26 protein-coding genes are annotated in these 22,302 nt (G+C 67.8%); 10 read left to right on the top strand and 16 right to left on the bottom strand.

Annotation, left to right across the window (positions count from 1 at the left end; genetic code table 11):
- The first annotated feature begins 6 nt into the window (after nucleotides 1-6).
- From ACTJJM_RS03660 to ACTJJM_RS03650, 3 genes are read left to right on the top strand one after another with little or no spacing between them, the layout of a single operon-like run.
- Nucleotides 7-237 carry a BolA family protein gene (locus ACTJJM_RS03660; protein ID WP_005408396.1) on the top strand — a complete coding sequence of 77 codons (231 nt, stop codon included), beginning with the start codon at nucleotides 7-9 and terminating at the stop codon, nucleotides 235-237.
- A gap of 21 nt (nucleotides 238-258) precedes the next feature.
- A complete protein-coding gene (gene murA, locus ACTJJM_RS03655) occupies nucleotides 259-1,530 on the top strand; it encodes a UDP-N-acetylglucosamine 1-carboxyvinyltransferase (protein WP_010483637.1) in 1,272 nt (423 codons plus the stop codon).
- A complete protein-coding gene (locus ACTJJM_RS03650; protein WP_049455550.1) occupies nucleotides 1,527-1,853 on the top strand; it encodes a hypothetical protein in 327 nt (108 codons plus the stop codon). The genes murA and ACTJJM_RS03650 overlap by 4 nt, the downstream gene beginning before the upstream one ends.
- 77 nt (nucleotides 1,854-1,930) lie before the next feature.
- Here the strand turns inward: ACTJJM_RS03650 and ACTJJM_RS03645 are convergent, their stop codons facing one another.
- The 7 genes from ACTJJM_RS03645 to purM form a co-directional block, all read right to left on the bottom strand.
- The gene (locus ACTJJM_RS03645; protein WP_010483632.1) at nucleotides 1,931-2,614 is read right to left on the bottom strand and encodes a DUF3108 domain-containing protein; all 684 of its coding nucleotides are present in this window, start codon (nucleotides 2,612-2,614) and stop codon (nucleotides 1,931-1,933) included.
- A gap of 2 nt (nucleotides 2,615-2,616) precedes the next feature.
- Nucleotides 2,617-3,441, bottom strand: coding sequence for a DUF3108 domain-containing protein (locus tag ACTJJM_RS03640; RefSeq protein ID WP_440865156.1), 825 nt, complete (start codon nucleotides 3,439-3,441; stop codon nucleotides 2,617-2,619).
- 67 nt (nucleotides 3,442-3,508) lie between these two features.
- Nucleotides 3,509-4,168, bottom strand: a complete 660-nt coding sequence (gene purN, locus ACTJJM_RS03635; RefSeq protein WP_019336868.1) for a phosphoribosylglycinamide formyltransferase — start codon at nucleotides 4,166-4,168, stop codon at nucleotides 3,509-3,511.
- A complete protein-coding gene (locus ACTJJM_RS03630) occupies nucleotides 4,165-4,827 on the bottom strand; it encodes a DUF2238 domain-containing protein (RefSeq protein WP_241872640.1) in 663 nt (220 codons plus the stop codon). The genes purN and ACTJJM_RS03630 overlap by 4 nt, the downstream gene beginning before the upstream one ends.
- 41 nt (nucleotides 4,828-4,868) lie before the next feature.
- Complete coding sequence (locus ACTJJM_RS03625; protein ID WP_217015325.1) at nucleotides 4,869-5,291, bottom strand: hypothetical protein; 423 nt, start codon at nucleotides 5,289-5,291, stop codon at nucleotides 4,869-4,871.
- Nucleotides 5,288-5,776, bottom strand: coding sequence for a hypothetical protein (locus tag ACTJJM_RS03620; protein WP_019336866.1), 489 nt, complete (start codon nucleotides 5,774-5,776; stop codon nucleotides 5,288-5,290). Before ACTJJM_RS03620 ends, ACTJJM_RS03625 begins: the two co-directional genes overlap by 4 nt.
- Nucleotides 5,777-5,798: 22 nt before the next feature.
- Complete coding sequence (gene purM / locus ACTJJM_RS03615) at nucleotides 5,799-6,857, bottom strand: phosphoribosylformylglycinamidine cyclo-ligase (protein WP_010483620.1); 1,059 nt, start codon at nucleotides 6,855-6,857, stop codon at nucleotides 5,799-5,801.
- A gap of 99 nt (nucleotides 6,858-6,956) precedes the next feature.
- Here purM and ACTJJM_RS03610 point away from each other — a divergent pair, with 99 nt between their 5' ends.
- From ACTJJM_RS03610 to hda, 3 genes are read left to right on the top strand one after another with little or no spacing between them, the layout of a single operon-like run.
- On the top strand, nucleotides 6,957-8,096 hold the full coding sequence (locus tag ACTJJM_RS03610; protein ID WP_019336864.1) for a DUF2066 domain-containing protein: 1,140 nt from the start codon (nucleotides 6,957-6,959) through the stop codon (nucleotides 8,094-8,096).
- Complete coding sequence (locus ACTJJM_RS03605) at nucleotides 8,093-9,262, top strand: AI-2E family transporter (RefSeq protein ID WP_010483616.1); 1,170 nt, start codon at nucleotides 8,093-8,095, stop codon at nucleotides 9,260-9,262. Before ACTJJM_RS03610 ends, ACTJJM_RS03605 begins: the two co-directional genes overlap by 4 nt.
- On the top strand, nucleotides 9,262-9,969 hold the full coding sequence (gene hda, locus ACTJJM_RS03600; RefSeq protein ID WP_010483615.1) for a DnaA regulatory inactivator Hda: 708 nt from the start codon (nucleotides 9,262-9,264) through the stop codon (nucleotides 9,967-9,969). Before ACTJJM_RS03605 ends, hda begins: the two co-directional genes overlap by 1 nt.
- 461 nt (nucleotides 9,970-10,430) lie before the next feature.
- Here the strand turns inward: hda and murU are convergent, their stop codons facing one another.
- The 4 genes from murU to ACTJJM_RS03580 form a co-directional block, all read right to left on the bottom strand.
- On the bottom strand, nucleotides 10,431-11,141 hold the full coding sequence (murU, locus tag ACTJJM_RS03595) for an N-acetylmuramate alpha-1-phosphate uridylyltransferase MurU (protein ID WP_049480166.1): 711 nt from the start codon (nucleotides 11,139-11,141) through the stop codon (nucleotides 10,431-10,433).
- Entirely contained in the window at nucleotides 11,138-12,163 is a 1,026-nt protein-coding gene (locus tag ACTJJM_RS03590) for an aminoglycoside phosphotransferase family protein (protein WP_224329084.1), read from the bottom strand. Before ACTJJM_RS03590 ends, murU begins: the two co-directional genes overlap by 4 nt.
- A gap of 64 nt (nucleotides 12,164-12,227) precedes the next feature.
- Nucleotides 12,228-12,497 carry a GlsB/YeaQ/YmgE family stress response membrane protein gene (locus tag ACTJJM_RS03585; RefSeq protein WP_010483608.1) on the bottom strand — a complete coding sequence of 90 codons (270 nt, stop codon included), beginning with the start codon at nucleotides 12,495-12,497 and terminating at the stop codon, nucleotides 12,228-12,230.
- A gap of 70 nt (nucleotides 12,498-12,567) precedes the next feature.
- Nucleotides 12,568-14,061, bottom strand: a complete 1,494-nt coding sequence (locus ACTJJM_RS03580; RefSeq protein WP_010483606.1) for a M20 family metallopeptidase — start codon at nucleotides 14,059-14,061, stop codon at nucleotides 12,568-12,570.
- Between the two features lie 216 nt (nucleotides 14,062-14,277).
- On the opposite strand from ACTJJM_RS03580, the gene ACTJJM_RS03575 reads away from it, so the two are divergent.
- The 4 genes from ACTJJM_RS03575 (at nucleotide 14,278) to ACTJJM_RS03560 (ending at nucleotide 17,401) form a co-directional block, all read left to right on the top strand.
- Nucleotides 14,278-14,589 carry a ComEA family DNA-binding protein gene (locus ACTJJM_RS03575; protein ID WP_224329378.1) on the top strand — a complete coding sequence of 104 codons (312 nt, stop codon included), beginning with the start codon at nucleotides 14,278-14,280 and terminating at the stop codon, nucleotides 14,587-14,589.
- A gap of 352 nt (nucleotides 14,590-14,941) precedes the next feature.
- Nucleotides 14,942-16,018, top strand: a complete 1,077-nt coding sequence (locus ACTJJM_RS03570; protein ID WP_224329085.1) for a L,D-transpeptidase — start codon at nucleotides 14,942-14,944, stop codon at nucleotides 16,016-16,018.
- A 17-nt stretch (nucleotides 16,019-16,035) separates the two neighbouring features.
- Entirely contained in the window at nucleotides 16,036-16,761 is a 726-nt protein-coding gene (locus ACTJJM_RS03565; protein ID WP_010483599.1) for a murein L,D-transpeptidase catalytic domain family protein, read from the top strand.
- A 34-nt stretch (nucleotides 16,762-16,795) separates the two neighbouring features.
- Nucleotides 16,796-17,401: a HutD/Ves family protein gene (locus ACTJJM_RS03560; RefSeq protein ID WP_100447928.1), complete on the top strand. Its 606-nt coding sequence runs from the start codon at nucleotides 16,796-16,798 to the stop codon at nucleotides 17,399-17,401.
- Nucleotides 17,402-17,485: 84 nt separating this feature from the next.
- Here ACTJJM_RS03560 and ACTJJM_RS03555 read toward each other — a convergent pair whose 3' ends face one another.
- The 5 genes from ACTJJM_RS03555 to ACTJJM_RS03535 all read right to left on the bottom strand — a co-directional run bounded on the left by ACTJJM_RS03555 (nucleotide 17,486) and on the right by ACTJJM_RS03535 (nucleotide 22,173).
- The gene (locus ACTJJM_RS03555) at nucleotides 17,486-19,090 is read right to left on the bottom strand and encodes a sulfite reductase subunit alpha (RefSeq protein ID WP_224329086.1); all 1,605 of its coding nucleotides are present in this window, start codon (nucleotides 19,088-19,090) and stop codon (nucleotides 17,486-17,488) included.
- Nucleotides 19,087-20,058, bottom strand: a complete 972-nt coding sequence (locus ACTJJM_RS03550; protein WP_440865155.1) for an FAD:protein FMN transferase — start codon at nucleotides 20,056-20,058, stop codon at nucleotides 19,087-19,089. Before ACTJJM_RS03550 ends, ACTJJM_RS03555 begins: the two co-directional genes overlap by 4 nt.
- A 54-nt stretch (nucleotides 20,059-20,112) precedes the next feature.
- On the bottom strand, nucleotides 20,113-20,916 hold the full coding sequence (locus ACTJJM_RS03545) for a DUF4198 domain-containing protein (RefSeq protein ID WP_010483590.1): 804 nt from the start codon (nucleotides 20,914-20,916) through the stop codon (nucleotides 20,113-20,115).
- 73 nt (nucleotides 20,917-20,989) lie between these two features.
- Nucleotides 20,990-21,508 carry a DUF2271 domain-containing protein gene (locus tag ACTJJM_RS03540; RefSeq protein WP_004147429.1) on the bottom strand — a complete coding sequence of 173 codons (519 nt, stop codon included), beginning with the start codon at nucleotides 21,506-21,508 and terminating at the stop codon, nucleotides 20,990-20,992.
- A gap of 26 nt (nucleotides 21,509-21,534) precedes the next feature.
- On the bottom strand, nucleotides 21,535-22,173 hold the full coding sequence (locus ACTJJM_RS03535; RefSeq protein WP_440865154.1) for a PepSY-associated TM helix domain-containing protein: 639 nt from the start codon (nucleotides 22,171-22,173) through the stop codon (nucleotides 21,535-21,537).
- Nucleotides 22,174-22,302: the final 129 nt, after the last annotated feature.

Raw genomic sequence — 22,302 nt, 5'->3', positions numbered from 1 at the left:
AGCCCGTTGGACGCCGACACCATCCGCAATCTGATCGAAACCGGCCTGCCTGGCGCCCGCGCCGACGTGCAGGGCGACGATGGCGTGCATTTCGAAGCGACCGTGGTCTGCGAGGCCTTCGCCGGCAAGATGCCGCTGGCCCGCCACCGCATGGTGTATGCCACGCTGGGCGACCTGATGGGCGGCGCGATCCACGCGCTGGCGCTGAAAACCGTGACCCCGGCCGAAGCCGGCTGAACCGCAGAAGATCCCGAATACATGGCCAAGATCGTTGTGACCGGCGGCGCTGCGCTGCACGGTGAAGTGAGCATCTCCGGCGCCAAGAACGCCGTCCTCCCCATTCTCTGCGCGACCCTGCTGGCCGATGCGCCGGTGGAGATCACCAACGTGCCGCACCTGCACGACGTGGTCACCACGGTGAAGCTGCTGGGCGAACTGGGCGCCAAGGTCACCATCGACCAGGGCACGCTGTCGCGCGGCAGCGCGATCGTGGTCGACCCGCGCTCGGTCAACCAGCACGTGGCACCCTACGAGCTGGTCAAGACCATGCGCGCTTCGATCCTGGTGCTGGGCCCGCTGCTGGCCCGCTTCGGCGCGGCCGAAGTGTCGCTGCCCGGCGGCTGCGCGATCGGTTCGCGTCCGGTCGACCAGCACATCAAGGGCCTGCAGGCGCTGGGTGCCGAGATCGTGGTCGAGAACGGCTTCATCAAGGCCACCGCCAAGCGCCTGAAGGGCGGCCATTTCACCTTCGACATGGTCAGCGTCACCGGCACCGAGAACGTGCTGATGGGTGCGGTGCTGGCTGAAGGCACCACCATCCTCGACAACTGCGCGATGGAACCGGAAGTGACCGATCTGGCGCACTGCCTGATCGCGCTGGGCGCGAAGATCGAAGGCCTGGGCACCGCCCGCCTGGTGATCGAAGGCGTCGAGCGCCTGTCCGGTGGCCGCCATGAAGTGCTGCCCGACCGCATCGAGACCGGCACCTTCCTGGTCGCCGCAGCGATGACCGGTGGCAAGGTCACGGTCAACCGTGCGCGCCCGAACACCATGGACGCGGTGCTGTCCAAGCTGGTCGAGGCCGGTGCGAAGATCGAGACCACCGACGACACCATCACCCTGGACATGCAGGGCAAGCGGCCGAAGGCGGTCAACCTGACCACCGCGCCGTACCCGGCATTCCCGACCGACATGCAGGCGCAGTTCATGGCGCTCAACTGCGTGGCCGACGGCGTGGGCGTGATCAACGAAACGATCTTCGAGAACCGTTTCATGCACGTCAACGAACTGCTGCGCCTGGGTGCGGACATCCAGGTCGAAGGGCATACCGCCATCGTGCGTGGCAGCGAGCACCTGAGCGGTGCACCGGTGATGGCGACCGACCTGCGTGCGTCGGCGTCGCTGATCCTGGCCGGCCTGATGGCCAGCGGCGACACCACCATCGACCGCATCTACCACCTTGATCGTGGCTACGAGAACATCGAAGAGAAGCTGTCTTCGCTCGGCGCCACCATCCGGCGCGTGCCATGATCCTGCGCGGGAAATTCAGCCCGCGTCGCAAGGCGCTGCTTGCGCTGGTGCTGATCGTGCTGGCGTGGCTGGGCTATGCCTGGTACGCCAACATCGCCATCACCCGGGGCATCGAGCAGAAGGACATGGACTGGAACGGCGACGGTACGGTCACGCGTGACGAGATCATCGAGTCGTTCTATGCGGTTGCGGTGAACGACAGCCAGGACGGCAACCGCCATTGCCGCACTTTCGTCTGGCGCAGCACCGGCGAGCAGATCCGCGTGGACTGCCGCACCGAGTTCAAGGCGGCCGAAGACAAACCGGCCGAAGCGAAGAAATAAGAAAACGCCCGCGAAAGCGGGCGTTTCTTTTTGGGATACACCCATCCGCGCCATGCGTGGATGACGTGGATCTCCGGTCAGTTCATCGCCTTGATGGTCAGGTCCAGCGCATCGCGGCCGCTCTCACGCTGCAGCATGCGCGCCGGCACCGGAAACTCCGGCACGATCCACGCGATCAGTTCCTTGTTGCCGTCGGCACGCGAGACCTTGGTGGCCTCGTAGCTCTTGCCGCCCACGGTGATCGACTCCTTGCCGATCACGCGGTACGTCATGTTCTTGATGCGGCCTTCGTCGACCATGCGATAGGTCAGCGGCTTGCCGGCGGCCAGGTCACGGGCGATCGCCAGGTTGATCAGCAGCGCGTCCATGTCGCCCGCCTTCAGCGCGATGGGGCCCGCACGGTCCGGCTTGATGTCGCCGGTCCAGGTGGCCTGGTTGCTGGTCCAGTTGTAGTTGGCCTGCACGTTGCGCTTCTTCACCAGCAGCGCCGAACGGTCCTGGCTGCTGAGCGGGCGCAGCTGGCCACGGACTTCCTCGAACACCGTGCTCTGGCTGAGGTCGGCCAGCTGGTTCTTCACCTGCAGGCTGTAGCGCCACTTGTTGCTGCCTTCGCTGGCCAGGGTCATGGTGCCGTTGGCCTGCATGCCCATGTAGCTGGCCAGGTAATCCGCCTTGAACGGTTCCAGGGCCATGGCCGGCAGGCTGGCCACGGTCAGGGCAGCGGCTGCGATCCAGGTGAGGGGGCGGGTCAGGGTGTTCATGCTCAGACTCCTTGGTATTCGATCAGGCGCAGATCGACGCGATCTTCGCCGTCTTCGCGTTGCAGGATGCGCACCGGGGTGGGGACACCGTTGGCGATCCAGAGAATGGTTTCGTTTCTGCCGCCGTTGGTCCGGTAGACCCGCAGCGCGTTGTAGGACAGGTCGCCGACCTCGACGTTCTCGGTCTGCGGCGCGGCCTGGTAGTCGTGTTCGCGGACCTTGCCCATGTCCACGTAGCGGTAGTGCATGGCGGCGCCCGGGCGGGCATCGCGCATGATCGCCAGATTGATCAGCAGCGCGCTCTGGTCGCCCGCCTGCAGCGGGATCGGCTGCGCGCGTTCCTTCTTGACGTCACCGGTCCATTGCGCGGTGCCGGCCTGCCAGTTGTAGGTACCGACCGCCTTCTTGCCCAGGAACAGGCCCTTGCGCACCGTGCTCTGGCTGAGCGGCGCATACACGCCGCTGCGCTCCTCGAACACCGTGCTCTGTTCGATGTTCAGGCCCAGCACGCTGGCAAAGCCGCGGCGGCCGACCACCTGCATGTCGACCCGCCACTGGCTGCCGCCGGTGTGGGTGACCTGCATGCTGGCATCGCCCGCTTCCTTGCCCTTGTAGAAGGCCTGGTAGGTGGCGCTGAACGGCTGCAGCGGCGGTGGCTCCCAGGCCAGTGCCGGTGGCATCGTTACGACCGGCGCCTCGGCAGGCGGCTGCGCTGCGGGCACCGGTGCCGGCGGGGTTGCGGGCGCCGGTGCCTGTCCCCAGCCCACGCCGGGGAACACGGCAAGCGACAGCAGCAATGAAGTGGACAGCAGGGTCGTGGTCTTCATGGAGGACAGGGACCGCAGGAGGGGGCAGGATGCCAGCCCCGCAGTCAGCAGGGCGTGTGCAAGGGCGTTACCGGTTCAGGTTTCCGGCGGAATCTAGGGCCAAGGGGCTAAACAGGGGGTGACCGTCCAGCCAGGGCTGACCCTCCCGTTCAGCCAGGCGGCCCTCGCACAACAGCTGCAGGGTGGCGATCAGCAGCGGATGCTCCACCGCCAGCACGCGCTCGGCCAGGCTGTGCGCGTCATCACCTGGCTGCACCGGTACACGTACCTGCGCCAGCACGGCTCCGGCATCCAGCTCCGGCACCACCAGGTGCACGCTGGCGCCGTGCTCGGCATCGCCGGCCTGCAGCGCCCGGGCATGGGTGTCCAGGCCCTTGTGCAGCGGTAGCAGCGACGGATGGATATTGACCAGCCGGCCATCGAAGCGCTGTACGAAGGCCGCGCCGAGGATGCGCATGTAGCCTGCACAGACGATCCAGTCCGGCTGTACTGCGGCAAGCGCATCGCCCAGTGCCTGCTCGTAGCTGGCGCGGTCACTGAAGGACTTCGGTGCGTGTGCCCAGCGCAGGTTCGGTGCGACGCGCTGCAGGGCCTCCGCGGCGGGGCGGTCGGAAAACACGCCGACCACCTCGGCCGGCAGGCGGCCGCTGCCGATCGCGTCGAGGATGGCCTGCAGGTTGCTGCCGCGGCCCGAGGCGAGCACGGCGATGCGGGTTGGGGCGGTCATTGCAGGGAACTCCGGCGGATCAGTGGCCACGTCAGCAGGCTGCCGATGGTCGCCATCAGCATGTCGGCATGCGCATCCCACATGTCACCCTGCTGGCCGTTGTAGGCTTCGGCAGCATCCGGCGACAGCGCCAGCGCGATGGCCCATTCGAACCATTCGTAGACCAGGCTGGCGCACATCACCGTCATCACTGCCAGAGTGAAGGCCTGGCCCAGGCGCAGCGCGGGCCACGCATGGCGCGCCAGCTGCAGCAGCGCGGGAGTGAAGCAGACGCCGAACAGGAAGTGGATGAGGCGGTCGAAGTGATTGCGCTGCCAGCCGAAGGCCGCGTTCGGCGACCAGCCGGTCAGCGCCTGCGCCCAAGCGTCGTAGGGCACGTTGGAATACAGCCAGCGCGCCGCCACGCAGTGCAGCGCGATGAAGCCACAGATGGCGATGAAGGCGCCGTTGCCCAGCCAGCCGCCGCGACGGTCGACCCACAGCAGCGCGGCCAGCCCGATCACGGTCAGGGTGCTGTGCAGGGCCTGTTCGGTAGGCCACAGCGGGTGGACCCAGCTGATGGCGAACACCGCCAGTACGGTGGCAAAGGCCAGCTTCTTGGGCCCCGAGAAGCGGTGGGTGGTGGGCGAAGTGGACGTCGGGAGGGCAGGCGCGGACATGGGAAATCGATCAGGACAGGACGGGGCGTCTGCCGGCAGGTTCAGACACTGAGGTGGTCGCCGCGGTCGAACAGCGCGGCCATTTCAGGCTTGGACAGGAACACCCAGGCATAGGCGGCCAAGGCCATGCCCAGCGGGCCTGCCAGTACGCCCAGCCAGGCTGCGCGCTGGCACCAGGCCAGCCCGGCGCGATGTGACAGTTGGCGCGCGGTGTGCAGCTGCACGAACCCCAGAACGGCGGCCAGCCCGGCGATCGACGCATAGACCGTGGTCAGCATCCAGGCATCGTCCAGCCCGCGTGACTGGGCCACCCAGCCGCTGAGGCCGAGGAACGCCACTGTGGCGACCCAATGGAAGCCGGCCAACGCGTAGAACAGCACTTTCAGCGTCTGCAGATGGCTGGTCAGCTGCAGCTGCGCCAGGGTCTGATGCGGCAGCGGCGGCGGATTGCCAGAGGCAGTCATGCGGTCGTGGCGGGAAGGTCGAAGGCGGCCTTGACCTGCGGGCGCAGCAGGGTGATCAGGCTGAACACCCCCAGTGCGGTGCCGATCGGCGTGAACAGGCAGGCCAAGCCGGCCACGATCAGGCACAGCAGGTAGCGGCGGCGACGGGTCAGGCAGCGGCCGGCGTAGGCCACGAACGCGCCCAGGGTCACGCCACCGAACACGATGACGCAGCCGACGATGGTGAACATCCAGCCGAACAGGCGTTCCTCGGCCGGCGATGACGGCTGGCCGCCGGAATTCATCGGCAGGTTGCCGGTGAGCGCGGTGATGCCCAGCACGATGTGGATGATGAAGATCAGCGAGAACAGCGCGATCAGGGCGCCGACCACGTAGTGCGCGATGGCCAGCATGCGCAGGTGATCGGCATCCTGCGCGCTGAACACCGGTACCGTCGCCAGCGGCGGCGGCACGGGGGCGGGCGACAAGGGGGGCGTTGCGTCCATGCGGGCTCCTGGGTTGCCGGGATCAGCCGATGTGGACGCGCTCGGCGCCTTCGGCGGTGACCACCTGGCCGATGGTCCAGTGCTCCAGGCCCTGCGCCTTGACCGCGTCGGACACTGCAGCCACCTGGTCCGGCGCCACGATCAGCACGAAGCCGATGCCGCAGTTGAAGGTGCGCCACATTTCACTGTCGGCCACCGCGCCTTCCTTCTGCAGCCACTGGAACACCGGCGGCAGGGTCCACGACGAGGCCTGGATGTCCAGGCCCAGACCTTCGGGCACCACACGGATGATGTTCTCGGTCAGGCCGCCACCGGTGATGTGGGCCATGCCGTGGATGGCCTCGCCGTGCGACTTCAGCAGCGACAGGATCGGCTTGACGTACAGGCGGGTCGGCGCCATCAGCGCATCGACCAGCTTCACGCCGCCTTCCAGCTCCAGATCGGCCGGGCGACCGGCGCGGTCGTAGATGCGGCGCACCAGTGAGTAACCGTTGGAGTGCGGGCCGGACGAGGCGATGCCGATCAGCACGTCGCCGGCGGCCACGCTGGCGCCGTCCTTCAGCTCGCTCTTCTCGACCGCAGCGACCGTGAAGCCGGCCAGGTCGTACTCGCCCGGGGCATACATGTCGGGCATTTCAGCGGTTTCGCCGCCGATCAGCGCGCAGCCGGCCTCGGTGCAGCCGTTGGCGATGCCGCCCACGACCGCCGCGGCGGTGTCGATGTCCAGCTTGCCGGTAGCGAAGTAGTCCAGGAAGAACAGCGGTTCGGCACCCTGCACCAGCACGTCGTTCACGCACATGGCGACCAGGTCGATGCCGATCGTATCGTGGCGGTTCAGCTGGTGGGCCAGCTTCAGCTTGGTGCCCACGCCGTCGGTACCGGACACCAGCACCGGCTCGCGGTACTTGTTGGACAGGTCGAACAGGGCGCCGAAGCCACCCAGGCCACCCATCACTTCCGGGCGGAAGCTGCGCTTGACCAGGGGCTTGATCCGCTCGACCAGCTCATTGCCGGCGTCGATGTCGACACCCGCGTCACGGTAGGTGAGGGGGGAGGGGGCGGAAGACGGGGTGTTGGTCACGGGCGTCGGCGCTGGCAGGGGTTGAACGGGCGATTTTAACAGGCCGCATTGGCGCAAAGGCCGTATTCGGGCAACAATTCCCCCGGATACGTCGAGCCAATGGATGTCCTGATGCGCCGCAGCCTGATTCTGACCCTGCTCCTTGCGCTGAGCCTGCCGGTGGCCACGATGGCCCAGAGCGGCCTGCGCACCGAGGGTGATGTTGCCACCGCCACTGGCGCGTACGAGGCCGAAGTGCCCGTCAACAGCCAAGCCGAAGCCGACCGCAACGGCGCCCTGGCCCGCGCCTTGAGCGTTGTACTGGGCAAATTGTCCGGCGATCGCAGCGTGATGTCGCGCCCTGGCGTGGCGCAGGCGCTGCGCAATGCCAAGGATTACGTGGCCAGCTACGACTACAAGCAGGACCAGAGCGTGAGCGCCAGTGGCGCCCCCAGCTTCCGTACCCTGCTGGTGGCCCGCTTCCGCGAGGACGATGTCGATTCGCTGGTGTCGGCGCTGGGCCTGCCGCTGTGGCCGCAGCCGCGCCCGAAGCCGGTGCTGTGGCTGGCCGTCGACGACGGCAGTGGTCCGCGCCTGGTCAGCGTGCAGCAGGCCAACGCCGCCCGCCCGTTGCTGAACCGCGCCATCGAGCGCGGCTACAAGCTGGGCCTGCCCAGCGGTGGTGCCGCCGAACAGGCACTGGCCGGTGCCATCTGGCGTCAGGACAGCGCCGCCGTGGCCCGCGCCTCTTCGCGCTACTCGCCGCCGATGCAGCTGATCGGCAAGCTCTACCGCGCCAACGGTGGCTGGCAGGCGGACTGGGTGTTCGTCGACAACGGCCGTGAGCTGAACAAGTGGACCAGCAAGGACGCCAACGCCATGCGTGCGATGGCCGCCGGTGCCGATGGTGCCGCCGATGCGCTGGTCAAGCGCTATGCCAAGGCGGGCGCCGCCGTCGGCCAGGCCGGCACCTACCGTGTAGTGGTCACCGGCATCAACAGTGCCGATGACTACCTGCGCCTGGCTGCCGGCCTGCGCGAGGTGCCGGTGGTGCGCAACGTCACCCCGCTGCACGCCTCGGCCGGCCAGCTGGAGCTGAGCCTGGAGATGACCACCGGCCTGGCCGGCTTCAACCGCATGCTGGGCGACAACGGTGTGCTGGCGCCGAGCGCACCGCTGCCGGCCCTGCCGACGCCGATCGATGACACCACCGGTACTCCGGTGGCCGCCCCGGTCAGCAACGAGTACCGCCTGCGATGACTCTGACCCCGGAAGCGGAAATCGCGCAGTTCCTGCGCCGCCTGAAGTACATCCTGTTCGCCGGCCTGGTCGGCTGGGTGGTGTGGCTGCTGGCGCCGATCCTGACTCCCTTCGTGCTGGCGCTGGCGCTGGCCTGGCTGGGCGATCCGCTGGTGGACCGCATCGAGGCTACCGGCCGCTCGCGCATGACCGGCGTGGTGCTGGTGTTCGCGGCGATGGTGCTGGTGATCGTGGCGCTGCTGCTGGTGCTGGTGCCGATGATCGAGCGCCAGATCACCACCCTGATCGCGGTCGCGCCGCAGGCACAGGCGTGGTTGATGGAAAAGGGCATTCCCTGGTTCGAGCAGAAGACCGGCCTGGAAGTGATGCAGTGGCTGGACCCGGACCGCCTGATCGAATGGGTGCGCAGCCACTGGCAGCAGGCCGGCGGCTTCGCCACCACATTCATGGGCTACGTCTCGCGCTCGGGCTTCGCGATGGTGACCTGGGTGGTCAACATCCTGCTGCTGCCGATCCTGGCGTTCTACTTCCTGCGTGACTGGGACAAGCTGGTCGAGCGGGTCGCGTCGGTGATTCCGCGCAACCAGATCGGCACCATCAGCGCGCTGGCGCGCGAATCCAACGAGGTGCTGGGCGCGTTCATCCGCGGCCAGTTCCTGGTGATGCTGGCGCTGGGCGTGATCTATGCCGGTGGCCTGTCGCTGGTTGGCCTGAAGCTGGGCCTGCTGATCGGCCTGATTGCCGGCCTCATCAGCTTCATCCCTTACCTGGGCGCGACCACCGGCATCCTGATGGCGATCATCGCCGCACTGGTGCAGGCGCAGGGCTTCGACCTGAAGCTGCTGATCCTGGTCGGCGTGGTCTTCACCGTGGGCCAGCTGCTGGAAAGCTACGTGCTGACCCCGCGCATCGTCGGCGACAAGATCGGCCTGCACCCGGTGGCGGTGATCTTCGCGGTGATGGCCGGCGGCCAGCTGTTCGGCTTCCTCGGCATGCTGCTGGCGCTGCCGGTGGCGGCGGTGACCAACGTGCTGCTGCGCTATGCGCACCAGCGTTATCGCCAGAGCGAGCTGTACGTGGGCGAGAAGCCTGCGATCGTGCTTGATGGCGTGGTCGATGCCCCCCATATCATCATTCCGAATGACAAGGGCCCCGACCTGAAGTGATGGGTGTGCCGCAACTGCCGCTGGCCCTGCATTACCCGCGGGACCAGCGCCTGGAGACCTTCATCGGCGCGCCGGACGGCGCGCTGGCGCAGCTGCGCGCGATCGCGGTGGGCGCCAGCCACGACTGGGTCTACCTGGAAGGGGCGGCGGGCACCGGCAAGACCCATCAGGCGCTGGCGATGTGTTCCAGCGCCGAGCAGGCCGGCCGCCTGCCGACCTACGTGCCGCTGGCCAGCGCCGCCGGTCGCGTGCGCGCGGCGCTGGATGGGCTGGAGGTGCGCGAACTGGTGGCGCTGGATGGCCTGGACGAGGTTGCCGGCAACCGCGAGGACGAGATCGCGCTGTTCGATTTCCACAACCGTGCGCGCGCTGCGGGCGTTACCGTGTTGTACACGGCGCAGAAGGCGCCGGAAGAGCTGGGCCTGGTACTGCCCGACCTGCGTTCGCGCCTGGGCCAGTGCGTGCGCGTGCTGCTGCAGCCGTTGGATGAGGAAGGTCGCGCGGCGGTGCTGCGTGAGCGTGCACTGCGGCGTGGGCTGGCGATCGACGAGGCGGCCATCGAGTGGCTGCTGTCGCACACCGGGCGCGAGCTGGGTGGATTGATCACGCTGCTGGACTGGCTGGACCGCGAGTCACTGGCGGCGAAGCGGCGGATCACCGTGCCGTTCCTGCGCCAGGTGCTGGAAGAAGGCCGGCCTCGATACTGAGGGTGGGGTTTGTTTGCAGGGCTGCGCCCTGCACCCGCCGAAGCCGAAGCAACGTCAACGTCAAAAGCGGGCTTCCTGAGGGGAGGCGGGGCGCTGTGGGTTTGCGGGGACGCCGTGAACCCGTCCATGGGGGCTTGGTCGCCGCATCCATGCGGCTCACACCCCGCAAACCCACAGCCCCCCGCCTTCGACAGGTTTCCGCGGCTGTTGGTGGATGCCGACCTTGGTCGACACCAGAGCAAGCGCAGCGAAGCGACCCGCTTTTGCTTTTCTTTCCTTTCTTCCGTGGCTGGACGCGCACGGAAACTGTCAGAGGCCGGTCGGGGTGGGCTGCGCAGGGGCGTGAGCCGCATGGATGCGGCGACCGAGCTTACATGGACGTACTTGCAGCGTCCCCTGCGCAGCCCACCCCGACCGGCCAAGCAAGGCTTCTGCTCTCAAAACGTCCAGCCACGAGGGGCTCAGCCGTTCGCCGCCAACTCAACATCCAGCGCGCGCAGGCGATCCACGGTACCCACATCGGTCCAACGCCCGCGATGGTGCTGCCCCGTCATCAACCCCTGCGCCATGAAATGCTTCTGCAGCGGCACCACCGAGAACTTCGGCGGAACACGCTCGCTACCCGGCGCATCGCCGATCACCGTGCGCCAGCCGGCCACGATGGAGGGGCGATACACGCCGATGCCGGCATAGGTCAGGCACGGTCCTTCGCGGTCGTGATGCAGCAGCCCCTGCGCATCGAGGCGGTAGTCACCTTCGGGGTGTTGCGCCGGGTTGTCGACCAGCACCAGGTGCGCCTGGCCCTGTGGTTCGCGCGGCAGCGTGGCGAAATCGAAGTCAGTCCAGATGTCGCCGTTCACGACCAGGAACGGGGCGTCGCCCAGCACCGGTAGCGCGTTGAGGATGCCGCCGCCGGTTTCCAGCGGGGTCTGCCCTTCGTACATGAAATGCAGGCGCAGGCCCCATTGGCTGCCATCGCCCAGCATCGTCGGGAACTGCTCGGCCAGCCATGCGGTGTTGATCACCACCTCGCGCACGCCAAGCGCGGCCAGGCGTTCCAGGTGCCAGACGATCAGCGGCTTGCCAGCCACTTCCAGCAGCGGCTTGGGCGTGTGCAGGGTCAGCGGGCGCATGCGCTCGCCGAGGCCAGCGGCAAAGACCAGCGCCTTCATCGGGCCACGCGCAGCGGTGCGGCCAACTCGGCCAGTGCTGGCTTGATGCGGTCGTCCAGCAACTGCTGCAGCGGCGCCAGTTCGCGATAGCGTGGCAGCACTTCATCCAGATAGCCGATGAAGCGCGGCGCGTCGTCGAGGTAATGGCCCTTGTTGTCGCGGTAGCGCAGGCGGCAGAACAGGCCGAGGATCTTCACGTGGCGCTGGACACCCATCCAGTCGGCGTCGCGCAGGAAGGTGGCGCGGTCGGGCACCGGCAGGCCGGCATCGCGCGCGCGCTCGTGGTACTGCGCGAGCCACTCGTCCACGCGCTGCAGCGGCCAGCTCAGGAAGGCGTCCTTGAACAGGCTCACCGCGTCGTAGGCGATCGGGCCGCGCACCAGGTCCTGGAAATCCAGCACGGCGGGACCGTCGTCGACCGGCATCAGGTTGCGCGGCATGTAGTCGCGATGGGTCATCAGCTGGGCCTGGCCCAGCGCGTTGTCCATCAACCGGCGATGCACCAGCTGCAGCCCTTCAATCTCGCCGCAGTCCAGTTCCAGGTTCAGGTGGCGCTGTAGGAACCATTCGTCGAACAGGCCGGCATCACGCTGCAGCAGCGCTTCGCCGAACTGGCCGAAGTCGGCCGGCACCGGAATCGCCTGCAGGCGCAGCAACTGTTCGATCGAGCGACCGAACCATTCATCGGCGTTGCGCTCGTCGAGGATCTTCGCCAGGGTCGGGCCGCCGAGGTCTTCCAGCAGCAGGAAGCCGGCCTCCAGATCCTGTGCCAGCAGCGCGGGCACACGCAGGCCGTTGTCGTGCAGCAGGCCGCGCATGCGCAGCCACGGCCGCGGATCTTCCAGCCCCGGCGGAGCGTCCATCACGATGTGGCTGCCGCGCGTGCTGGTGGTACGCCAGTAGCTGCGCATGCCGGCATCCACCGAAGCGCGTTCGACTACCGCGTTGGCGTCATCGAGCTGGGTACGGGCCCACTGCAGGCGCTGCGCGCTGCGCTGGGGATCGGAGGCGGGTTCGGTCATGCGGGCATATCCGGGCGCGCCGGGCGCGCCAACGTCGGGAACAGGAAGGGAAGGGGATGCGCGCTCAGCGGCGGCCGCTGAACAGGCGCAGGACGGCCAGCACGGCCACCGCGCCCACCACCGCACCGAGGAAACCGGCCGGCTCACCGGGGGCGTACCAGCCCATGTACTGGCCAAACCAGCCGGCCAGCAGCGCACCGAGGATGCCCAGCACGATGGTCAGCAGGCAGCCCATGCGGTTGTTGCCGGGCATGAAGAAACGCCCGAGCAGGCCGACGAAGAAGCCGACCAGGATGATGTAGAGCCAGCTGCTGCTGCCGAACAGACCATTCATGCGCGCGATTTCCAGCAAGGGTGGACGCAGCCTAGCAAGGCCAGACTGCGTCCGTCACGGTGTGGCGTAATCAGCAGCAGCCGTGGTCGCCGTGGCGGGTGCCGCTGTCGGCAGCCACCGGCGAACCGCTGGTCTCGCCGCGCAGGCTGGCAGCGTAGTGCTCGCTGATCACCTTGGACACGCAGGCGGTGACCTTCTTGCCCATCGGGATGTGCAGGAACTCGTTCGGGCCGTGCGCGTTGGAGTGCGGGCCAAGCACGCCGGTGATCATGAACTGGGCGCCCGGGAACTTCTCACCCAGCATGCCCATGAACGGGATCGAGCCGCCTTCGCCCATGTACATCGCCGGCTTGCCGAAGAAGGCCTGGCTGGCGTCGTCGATGGCCTGGGTCAGCCACGGCGCCATGGCCGGGGCGTTCCAGCCGGTGGAGGCCTTTTCCAGATCCAGGGTGACCTGCGCGCCGTTCGGCGGATCACGCAGCAGCGCTTCCTTCAGCAGCTCACCGCAGGTCTTGCCATCGGCGGTCGGCGGCAGGCGCAGCGACAGCTTCACCGAGGTCTGCGGGCGCAGCACGTTGCCGGCCGATTCCAATGCCGGCATGCCACCGACGCCGGTGACCGACAGCGCCGGGCGCCAGGTGCGGTTGAGCACCAGCTCGGTCAGGTCCTCGTTCATCGGACGCAGGCCGTCGACCATCGGGAACTTCTCGAAGATCTCGGTATCGACCACTTCGGCGGCGCGCTTGGCCTGTTCCTGGCGCTCGGCCGGAATTTCAACGTTCATGCCGTCGATCAGGATGCGGCCGGTGTCCTGGTCCTCGATGCGCGACAGCAGCTGGCGCAGCAGGCGGAAGCTGGACGGCACCACGCCGGAGGCATCGCCGGAATGCACGCCTTCGTTGAGCACCTTCACGGTGAAGTTGCCGCCGGTCAGGCCGCGCAGCGAGGTGGTGCACCACAGCTGGTCGTAGTTGGCGCAGCCCGAATCCAGGCAGACCACCAGCGACGGCTTGCCGATGCGGTCGGCCAGGTGGTCGACGTAGGCTGGCAGGTCGTAGCTGCCCGATTCTTCACAGGCTTCGATCAGCACCACGCAGCGGGCGTGCGGCAGGCCCTGGGCCTGCAGCGCCAGTACGGCGGCCAGCGAGCCGAAGATGGCGTAACCGTCGTCGGCGCCGCCGCGGCCATACAGCTTGTCGCCGCGCAGGACCGGGGTCCACGGGCCGAGGTCGTCGTCCCAGCCGGTCATTTCCGGCTGCTTGTCCAGGTGGCCGTAGAGCAGGATGGTGTCGTCGCCGGTTTCGGCGCCGGTAGCCGGAATTTCCAGGAAGATCAGCGGGGTACGGCCTTCCAGGCGCACCACTTCAACCTTCAGGCCGGGCAGCTGCTGGGCCTTGGCCCAGTTCTCCATCAGCGTGACCGCCTGTTCCATGTAGCCGTTCTGCACCCAATTGGCGTCGAACATCGGCGACTTGTTGGGAATGCGGATGTAGTCGACCAACTGCGGGACGATCTCGCTGTCCCACTTGTCATTGACGAATTGGCCGAGCTTGGCGCTGTCCATCTGAAACTCCGATTGCATGGGCTGTGATCGCGACATTCTACGCCTGTGCCGTGGGTAGGGTTTTTCCTACATCACGTCGGGTATTTGGCTGGCTTTTAGAAATCCAGGAAACCGATAGGCTGTGTGCATGTGGTGACGGACACTGTTCCTACCGACGGGATTGCCGGTCGGGACGGTCAGAACCACAAGGAGATACACGTCGTGCCTTGGAGTGTCGTGTTGAGGGCACTGGTGCTGGTCGTGTGGATCGCTGGGGCGCATGCCGCCGAACCGATCGACATCAACCGCGCCGATGCCCAGGCGCTGCAGCAGGGATTGACGATGGTCGGAGCCGCCAAGGCCGAGGCGATCGTCGAGCACCGGCGCAGACACGGCCCGTTTCATCGCGTCGAGGACTTGGCGCAGGTGAAGGGGATAGGGAAAGCAATCGTCGAACGGAATCGACAGCGGATCACCGTAGGCAACAGGTTGTTGCCGGCGGATCCGGTACCCGGATCGGTACCGGTGCGAACCGTACCGAGGCGCTGACAGCAGGAATCGTCGGAACCGGCAGGAGGCTGGTTCACCGGTCACGGACAGGAAGGCCGTGACCACCGACCGCCGCAGGACGCGGCACCAATCACCAGGATGGTGGCATCACAGACCTGTGGAAGGGGCTGAGATACAAACAGGACAGACGCGGCCGCGTGCAGGATGCAACGCTACCCCCACAGCGCAGGATGCGAGGGGGCGGCAGCAGGCCGACAAGGACGTAACGATTGCCCGGTACGACACATGGCTGTGTCGCCGGGCAGTTTCATTTCCGGCGCCTGGTTTTGCCGCGGCCACCACGGGCCGATGGTGTACGGTGGCCGCTCTGCATGGAAAGGACCCCCGCTGGATGCTTCCGCACCGCCCCACGACCCTGATGCTCGCCCTTGCACTGGCCCTGCCGCTGCTGGCCCATGCCGCTGCGACGACACCGGCTGCCAAGCCCGCAGCCGCCACCGCCGAGGTACGCGGGCCGACCGACCTCAAGCCGGGCGAATACCTGTGGCATCCGGAAATCTCGCCGACCGGCCCGATCGTGCTGGTGGTCAGCCTTGATGAGCAGCGCGCCTATGTCTACCGCAACGGTATCGCCATCGGCCTGACCACGATCAGCTCGGGCAAGGCCGGGCACGAGACGCCGACCGGTGTGTTCACCATCCTGCAGAAGGACAAGGACCACAAGTCCAACCTCTACAACAGCGCGCCGATGCCGTACATGCAGCGGCTGACCTGGGACGGCATCGCCCTGCATGGCGGCAGCCTGCCCGGGCATCCGGCCTCGCACGGCTGCGTGCGCCTGCCGCAGGCCTTCGCGCAGAAGCTGTTCAGTGAAACCCAGCGCGGCGATACCGTGGTCGTGGCCGATGCCAAGAGCTCGCCGATGACCCTGGCCTATCCGTCGGTGCTGGCGCCGGTGAACGCGCGCGGCCAGGCCCTGCCGGAGACCGAGGGCGGAGTCCCGGCACAGGCCTGGTGGGACGACGCCGCGGCGCCGGCCGGGCAGGTCGGCATCCTGGTCAGCCTGCACGACCAGCGCCTGTACGTGCTGCGCGATGGCGTGATGATTGGCGAGTCGCCGCTGAAGGCCGACGCCCTGCCGGCCTTCCAGGGCACCACGCTGTTCGTGATGGGGCAGGGTTACAGCGACACCCCCAGCCCGCTGGACGTGAACCAGCGGCTGCACCAGTGGACGGCCTATCCGTTGCTGGGCCAGGACCGTGCCCAGGCCACGCCGGACCTGCTGGCCACGCCCTCGCTGCCGATGGCGCTGCCGACCGATTTCGCTCGCCAGCTGTACCAGGTGCTGGTGCCGGGCACGACCCTGCTGGTCACCTCGCTGCCGGCGGTCCGCCCAAGCCCGGCTGAATCCGGAATGCAGCCGGTCTTGGAATCCGAGCCGCCAGGGTCCACCCTCAAGGGCAACTGAGTCCCCTCGTTGTGCCCATGACTGCATCCCGCCTGTGCCGGCTGGCCGCGTTCGGCCTGCTGGCGACCTCGGCCAGCGCCCCGGCGCTGGCACAGACGCCCGCCCTCGCCACCTCTGCCGATGATCTGGCTGCCCTGCTGTCGCGCAGTGCGCCCAAGGCCGACCGCCACGTGCTGCAGCTGGCGGCGCACGCCATGCGCTGTGCGTTGCAGCGGCCGGAGCTGGGCATCAATGGTGATCGCCTCAGCGTGATTGATTACTCGCGCCCGTCCACCGAGCCGCGGCTGTGGGTGTTCGACCTGGCCCACCAGCGCCTGTTGTTCGAGGAATGGGTGGCGCATGGCCGCAACAGCGGCGAGAACCGCACCGAGCACTTCTCCAACCGCGACGGCAGTTTCATGTCCAGTCTCGGCGCGTTCACCGCGCAGGAGACCTACATGGGCGGCAATGGATATTCGCTGCGCCTTGCCGGGCTGGAACCGGGCTTCAACGACCGCGCGCGTGACAGAGCGATCGTCATCCATGGTGCGCCGTACGTGAATCCGGCTACCGCGCAGCTGCAGGGGCGGCTGGGCCGCAGCCTGGGTTGCCCGGCGGTGCGGCTGTCGGTGGCCAAGCCGCTGATCGATGCGTTGCGTGGCGGCACGATGGTGTTTGCTTACTACCCCGACCAGGATTGGCTGAAGCACTCGCAGCTGCTGGCCGGCGGGTGCGGTGGCCAGGGCACGCTCGCCACGCGGTGATGCACGACGGCGCGCGGCATGATGCAATGCGTGGATGAACATCGACTCCCTGCTGCACACTCCGAGCCAGGTCATTTCCAGCCTGGACTATCGCCGCGAACGCTGGCGGAATGGACTTGGCTGGACCCGCGAGATCCTGCGCCTGCCTGCGCAGGGGGATGACTGGGCGCTGCGCCTGTCGGTGGCCGAGATCGAGCAGGACGCCGCGTTCTCCGCCTTCCCCGGCGTGGAGCGCGAGCTGGTGCTGCTGCAGGGCAATGGTGTGCGCCTGCGCTTCGACGGTGGCCGTGTGGCCGAGGTGCTGCCGCCGCATGGACGGGTGCGCTTTGCCGGCGAGGAAACCCTGCACGGTGAACTGGTCGATGGCACCACCCACGACTTCAACCTGATGTGGAAGCGCGAGCTGCTGCAGGCCGAACTGCTGCACCGGCCGCTGGTGGGCGCGATGTTCTTCTTCTGCGAACCGGGCGTGGCCTGGGCGCTGCATCTGCTGTCCGGTCAGGCAGAGTTCGGTGCCGACAGCGGCCTGCCCGCGCTACGGGCCGGCGATACCGCGTGGTTGGCGGCGGGTGAGCGTCAGCGGCACGCGTTGCAGGGCGGTGGCGAGTTGTTGGCGATACGGGTGAGTGCGGCAGGGTGATGATTCGTTGGCGCCGGTGGGCACGGCCAGCCGAGCATGGCTCGGCTCTACAGTAGATCCACGCCATGCGTGGATGCGGCAACCTTAATACACATCGCGCCGGTAACGACCAGCCAGCAACAGCGCTTCCTTGCCCGCAACACCCAGCACCTGTTCGATCACCGCATCCACCGCCGGGGCCATGCCCTGCAGGCTGCCGCAGACCAGGATCGTGGCGCCTTCATCCACCCACTGCCGCAGCGTTGCCGCTTCGGCCAGCAGCCGGTCCTGGACATAGCGATGCGCGCCGCCGTCGCGGCTGAACACGGCATCCAACCGTGCCAGTGAGCCGTCGGCCAGCCTTGCCTGCAGTTCTTCACCGAAGTGGAAGTCGTGGGCGGCGGTGCGCTCACCGAACAGCAGCCAGGTACGGCGCGCGCCACGCTGGGCACGTTCGTGCAGATGCGCGCGCATGCCGGCGATGCCGGTGCCGTTGCCGATCAGCAGCAGCGGTACATCGAAGGGGACGCCATGGAAATTGTCGTTGCGGCGCAGGCGCAGCTGCACCGGTTCGCCGATGGCCGCGTGGTCGCACAGCCAGCCGCTGCCGATGCCAGGCGTGCCGTCCGCGCGCAGCTGTCGGCGCAGCAGCAGCTCGACCGCACCGTCGGCCATCACCGAGGCAATCGAGTACTCGCGATGGGGCAGCGGTTGCAGGGTCGCCAGCAATGCGGGCAGATCACCCGGGGGAACCAATGAGGGCAGGTGCGAGCGCGCGACGCGTGCCAGCAACGTCCGCCCGTCATCCAGCACGGTATCCGCATCGAAGCGTTGTGCGTCCAGCCAGGCACGCACGGTGTGCGGTGCGTGCTGCGGGCCGATCTCGGCGATGTCACCGGCCTGCCACTGCGCATCTGCATCGGCCGGGGGCTGCAGGCGCAACCAATACACGGGGCCGCCGGGGCTGCCCGGGTTCAGATGCTCACGTTGCAGCAGCGTCCACGGCTGGTACTCGGCCGGGCTCCAGTCGGGCAGTTCGCTAGCGCCGCCGCCGAGCTGGCCCAGCAACTGCTGCCAATGGCGCAGCGCGGCCGGATCGGCGTTGTCGACGTCGATCGCATCGAACAGCGGATGCGCACCATGCTGTCGCAGCCACTGGTCGAGCTGGTGGCCGAATCCGCAGAAGTGGCCGTAACTGCGGTCGCCCAGTGCGAGCACGCCGTACTGCAGGTGCTGCAGCGCAGGCGGTGAGGCCATCACCCCGCGCAGGAACGGCAGCGCATGATCGGGTGGGTCGCCTTCGCCAGTGGTGCTGGCGATGAACAATGCACGCTGGCTGTCGGCCAGCAGCGTGGCGTCGACCTCATGCAGGCCGCGCACACGCACCGGCACGCCGGCACCGCGCAATGCCTCGGCACTGCGTTCGGCCAGTTCGCGGGCAAAACCGGTCTGGCTGGACCAGACCATCAGGATCGGTGCGACGTCGCCACAGGCAGCATCGTCGCGCGGTCGCCCACGCCACCACAGTGCGGCGCAGGCCAGCGCATACAGCGCGGTGGCGATGATCGCAATCTGCGTTCGCCGTGCCGGCGGCGCGCCCTGCCACCAGGCTTCGCCGAGATGCAGTCGCAGCAACGCCCAGGCGATCAGCGCCAGCAGGAGCAGGGCCAGTGCGTTGCCGAGCCACGCGCGCGATGGACGTGCGCTCATGCGTCCTGCTCGTCGAGCAGGCGCTGGAAGGCGCTGCTGAGAAATTCCCGGGGGCCGTCTGCTGCACGCTGCAGGTAGCGTGCAGCCAGGCCTTCGCGTTCGGCCAGCGCCATGCCCTGTTCGTGGCCGAGCACGGTCAGTGCGGTGGCCCAGGCATCGGCGTGCATGGCATCGTCGGCGACCACGGTGACCGCTGCGGCGACCTGGCGTACCGGCATACCGGTGCGCGGGTCGAGACTATGGCTGAAGGCCTGGCCATCGGCCTGGTACTGGTGCCAGCGATCACCGGAGGTGGCTACCGCCTTGTCCTCCAGTGCCAGCACCCGCGGTGGTGTTTCGGTGTGCGCGTCTTCTTCCGGTGCGGACTCCACCAGCACGCGCCACGGCTGGCCGTCCGGTTTTCGGCCGTAGCCGGCCAGTTCGCCACCGACCTCGATCAGTGCAGCAGCGATGCCCTGATCGCGCAGCCAGGCGGCCACGTGATCGACGCCGAACCCCTTGGCGATCGCCGACAGGTCCAGTTCCAGTCCGCCCGGTTGCAGCAGCGCATCGCTGCGCAATTGCAGGCGCTGCCAACCGCAGCGCTCACGCGTTGCCTGCAGGGTAGCGTCGTTGGGCTGGCGGCGTTCGCCGGCATGTGCACCGAAACCCCACAGTGCCACCAACGGGCCGACGGTGGGATCGAATGCACCATCGCTGGCGGCGGCGATGGCCTGTGCGCAGGCCAGCACCTGGCGGGTCTCAGCCGGCAGCACGCACCATTGGCCAGTGTTGGCGCGGTTGTAGCGGCTCAGGTCCGAGCCGGGCTCCCAGGTGCTCATCTGCGCGACCACCTCGTCCAGCCGCGCCTGGATGCCGGCATGCAGCGGGTGCAGGTCGCGCTGGCGCGGCGCGACCAGCGACACGCTCCAGGTGGTGCCCATGGTGGTGCCACCGAGGCGGGCGATGTCGAGCTGGGGATCGGTCATGGTGGTGTGCTGCAGATGCGATGCCGGGGCTGCCCGGCATCGCGGTCCACGTCATTACTGCGGCAGCACTTCCAGCGTGGCCACGTAGCTCAGGCGGCGCTTGGCGGCCTGCTTCACCGAGGTCTTGTTGTCCTCGGTGCCGGTTTCCAGCCAGTACATGCCAGCTTCCGGCCAGGTCACCTTGATCTCGCCCTTGGCATCGCTGGTGACCTTCAGTTCGTCCTGCGCGTTGCGGTAGCGGGTGGCGCCACGCACGATCTCGAACTCCAGGCCGGTGGCCGGCTTGCCGTCGACCAGCACGCGGAAGGTGGCTTCCTCGCCGGCGAACAGGTCGTTCGGGTGGCCGACGGCGACCAGCTCGATGCCACGGTTGGTGGGCTTCAGCGCGGTGTCGTTCGGCGCACCGTTGGTGACGAAGGTCTCCACGCGGCCGACCGACTGGCTCACTTCCAGCTTCTTTGCGTCCTTGGGCAGTTCGCCGAAGGTGGCGACGCTGCCGCGCCAGCGCTTGCGCTCGCCGTTCTGCTCGTAGGTGGCGAACAGGCCGTCATTGACCGACGCGATGCGGTAGGTGCCCGGTTGCTTCAGTTCGATGTCGAACACGCTGCGGTACTTGCCGGTGGAGGCGTTCTGCGGCTGCACGGTGCTGCCGTCCGGCGCGGTGATCACCAGCGATTCCAGGCGCAGCGGCACGTGGTTGAAATAGAACAGGTCGTTGGAGACCGCACCGTCGACGGTGATCCACGGCGCGTTGCCGGCGATCACGGTCTGCGAGGGCAGCAGCCAGGCCTTGTGGGCCAGGGCGGAGAAGGGAAGGGCAGCGGCCAGGGCGGCGGCGAGGACGAGCGTGCGCTTCATGCGGAGGACTCCAGTGGATGCGGGTGATGCGGCAAGGAAGAGGGGGCTACGACTTGATCCCCTCCGTCCCCTCTCAGGGTTTGACGGCGAGGGTGACCTGGCCCAGTTCGGTGGCGCCCTGCGCCTTGCCGTTCTGTGCGGCGGTGGCCGGCCAGGTGAAGGGAATCTTCAGCAGTTCACGGCCGCCGACTTCGCGCACCGCTTCCACCACAAGGGTGTAGTTGCCCGGGGCCAGCTGCTTCAGTGCCGGCTGCTTGTCGTTGAACGACAGCGCGTGCTTGCCGGCCGGGCGGGTCGGGCCGGTCACGCCGTCCACCGGCACCTGCAGGGTGCGGCCGCTCTTGCGCCACCACTGGCGCAGGTCGGGCAGCCACTTGGTGCCATGGCCTTCGCTGTTGCTGGTCTGCTGGTACCAGACCGACAGGTTGGCCGCGACCTTCTGGTCGGCGCCTTCCAGCCACACCGCCACGTACGGGCGGTGGTACTCGGCCACGTTGAGCTTGGGCACTTCGACGTTGATGTCGAGCGTGGTGGCATAGGCCGGCGAAGTGGCCAGCAGGCCGCTGAGGGCGATGGTCAGGGTGACGCGCATGGGGCGGCTCCAGGAACGAGGGAAAGTCAGTGGATCAGCAGCAGGGCGATCAGCAGCGGGATCATCAGGCCGAGGCCGACCAGCGGCCAGGTCATGCGCCGCTGCCGCGCATGCAGGTGCAGCAGGAACAGGCCGGTGATGCAGAACACCAGGCAGGCCATGGCGAACAGGTCCAGAAACCAGCCCCACGCCGGGCCGGCATTGCGGCCCTTGTGCAGGTCGTTGAGGTAGGACACCGCGCCGCGCGAGGTTGATTCGTATTCCACTGCGCCGGTCTCGCGATCGATGCTCAGCCAGGCATCGCCGCCGGGGCGCGGCAGCGACAGGTAGATCTCTTCGGCCGACCATTCGGCCGGGCGGCCGCCAATGGCGATGCCCAGCTGCGTATCCAGCCATTGCCGCGCCGGGCGCGGGATCGGCGCGTTGCCGTCTTCGCGGGTGCCCAGTTGGCCCAGCAGTTCGGCCGGCAGCTCCAGATGCTGGTTCTGCACCTCGGGCTTGGCCTCGATCTTCGCGGCATGGTTGAGGGTCAGGCCGGTCACCGCGAACAGCAGCATGCCGATCAGGCACACCGCCGAGCTGATCCAGTGCCACTGGTGCAGCGTCCGCAGCCAGAAGCCACGGTTCTGTTGCTGCTGCACGGTGGAAGAGGCAGGACGGCTCACGGCACGGTTCGGGGCGGACGGGGACTGCCCATTACATCATTGATGAGAATAGCTCGCAATTGCGTGTCGTTCTGTATCCCGGAGGGGGCTTTAGCGGTTGCCGGCCAGCGGCCGGCACTACCGCAGGAT

The organism is Stenotrophomonas sp. 22692 (assembly GCF_052045015.1).
Classification (GTDB): domain Bacteria; phylum Pseudomonadota; class Gammaproteobacteria; order Xanthomonadales; family Xanthomonadaceae; genus Stenotrophomonas; species Stenotrophomonas geniculata.
This window is presented reverse-complemented; position numbering and strand designations above follow the sequence as displayed.

Bases quoted from the DNA above. Each gene is read 5' to 3' on its own strand.
- murA (WP_010483637.1), top strand. From the start codon at position 259: ATGGCCAAGATCGTTGTGACCGGCGGCGCTGCGCTGCACGGTGAAGTG.
- ACTJJM_RS03650 (WP_049455550.1), top strand. From the start codon at position 1,527: ATGATCCTGCGCGGGAAATTCAGCCCGCGTCGCAAGGCGCTGCTTGCG.
- ACTJJM_RS03645 (WP_010483632.1), bottom strand. From the start codon at position 2,614: ATGAACACCCTGACCCGCCCCCTCACCTGGATCGCAGCCGCTGCCCTG.
- ACTJJM_RS03640 (WP_440865156.1), bottom strand. From the start codon at position 3,441: ATGAAGACCACGACCCTGCTGTCCACTTCATTGCTGCTGTCGCTTGCC.
- purN (WP_019336868.1), bottom strand. From the start codon at position 4,168: ATGACCGCCCCAACCCGCATCGCCGTGCTCGCCTCGGGCCGCGGCAGC.
- ACTJJM_RS03630 (WP_241872640.1), bottom strand. From the start codon at position 4,827: ATGTCCGCGCCTGCCCTCCCGACGTCCACTTCGCCCACCACCCACCGC.
- ACTJJM_RS03625 (WP_217015325.1), bottom strand. From the start codon at position 5,291: ATGACTGCCTCTGGCAATCCGCCGCCGCTGCCGCATCAGACCCTGGCG.
- ACTJJM_RS03620 (WP_019336866.1), bottom strand. From the start codon at position 5,776: ATGGACGCAACGCCCCCCTTGTCGCCCGCCCCCGTGCCGCCGCCGCTG.
- ACTJJM_RS03610 (WP_019336864.1), top strand. From the start codon at position 6,957: ATGGATGTCCTGATGCGCCGCAGCCTGATTCTGACCCTGCTCCTTGCG.
- ACTJJM_RS03605 (WP_010483616.1), top strand. From the start codon at position 8,093: ATGACTCTGACCCCGGAAGCGGAAATCGCGCAGTTCCTGCGCCGCCTG.
- hda (WP_010483615.1), top strand. From the start codon at position 9,262: ATGGGTGTGCCGCAACTGCCGCTGGCCCTGCATTACCCGCGGGACCAG.
- murU (WP_049480166.1), bottom strand. From the start codon at position 11,141: ATGAAGGCGCTGGTCTTTGCCGCTGGCCTCGGCGAGCGCATGCGCCCG.
- ACTJJM_RS03590 (WP_224329084.1), bottom strand. From the start codon at position 12,163: ATGACCGAACCCGCCTCCGATCCCCAGCGCAGCGCGCAGCGCCTGCAG.
- ACTJJM_RS03585 (WP_010483608.1), bottom strand. From the start codon at position 12,497: ATGAATGGTCTGTTCGGCAGCAGCAGCTGGCTCTACATCATCCTGGTC.
- ACTJJM_RS03580 (WP_010483606.1), bottom strand. From the start codon at position 14,061: ATGGACAGCGCCAAGCTCGGCCAATTCGTCAATGACAAGTGGGACAGC.
- ACTJJM_RS03570 (WP_224329085.1), top strand. From the start codon at position 14,942: ATGCTTCCGCACCGCCCCACGACCCTGATGCTCGCCCTTGCACTGGCC.
- ACTJJM_RS03565 (WP_010483599.1), top strand. From the start codon at position 16,036: ATGACTGCATCCCGCCTGTGCCGGCTGGCCGCGTTCGGCCTGCTGGCG.
- ACTJJM_RS03560 (WP_100447928.1), top strand. From the start codon at position 16,796: ATGAACATCGACTCCCTGCTGCACACTCCGAGCCAGGTCATTTCCAGC.
- ACTJJM_RS03555 (WP_224329086.1), bottom strand. From the start codon at position 19,090: ATGAGCGCACGTCCATCGCGCGCGTGGCTCGGCAACGCACTGGCCCTG.
- ACTJJM_RS03550 (WP_440865155.1), bottom strand. From the start codon at position 20,058: ATGACCGATCCCCAGCTCGACATCGCCCGCCTCGGTGGCACCACCATG.
- ACTJJM_RS03545 (WP_010483590.1), bottom strand. From the start codon at position 20,916: ATGAAGCGCACGCTCGTCCTCGCCGCCGCCCTGGCCGCTGCCCTTCCC.
- ACTJJM_RS03540 (WP_004147429.1), bottom strand. From the start codon at position 21,508: ATGCGCGTCACCCTGACCATCGCCCTCAGCGGCCTGCTGGCCACTTCG.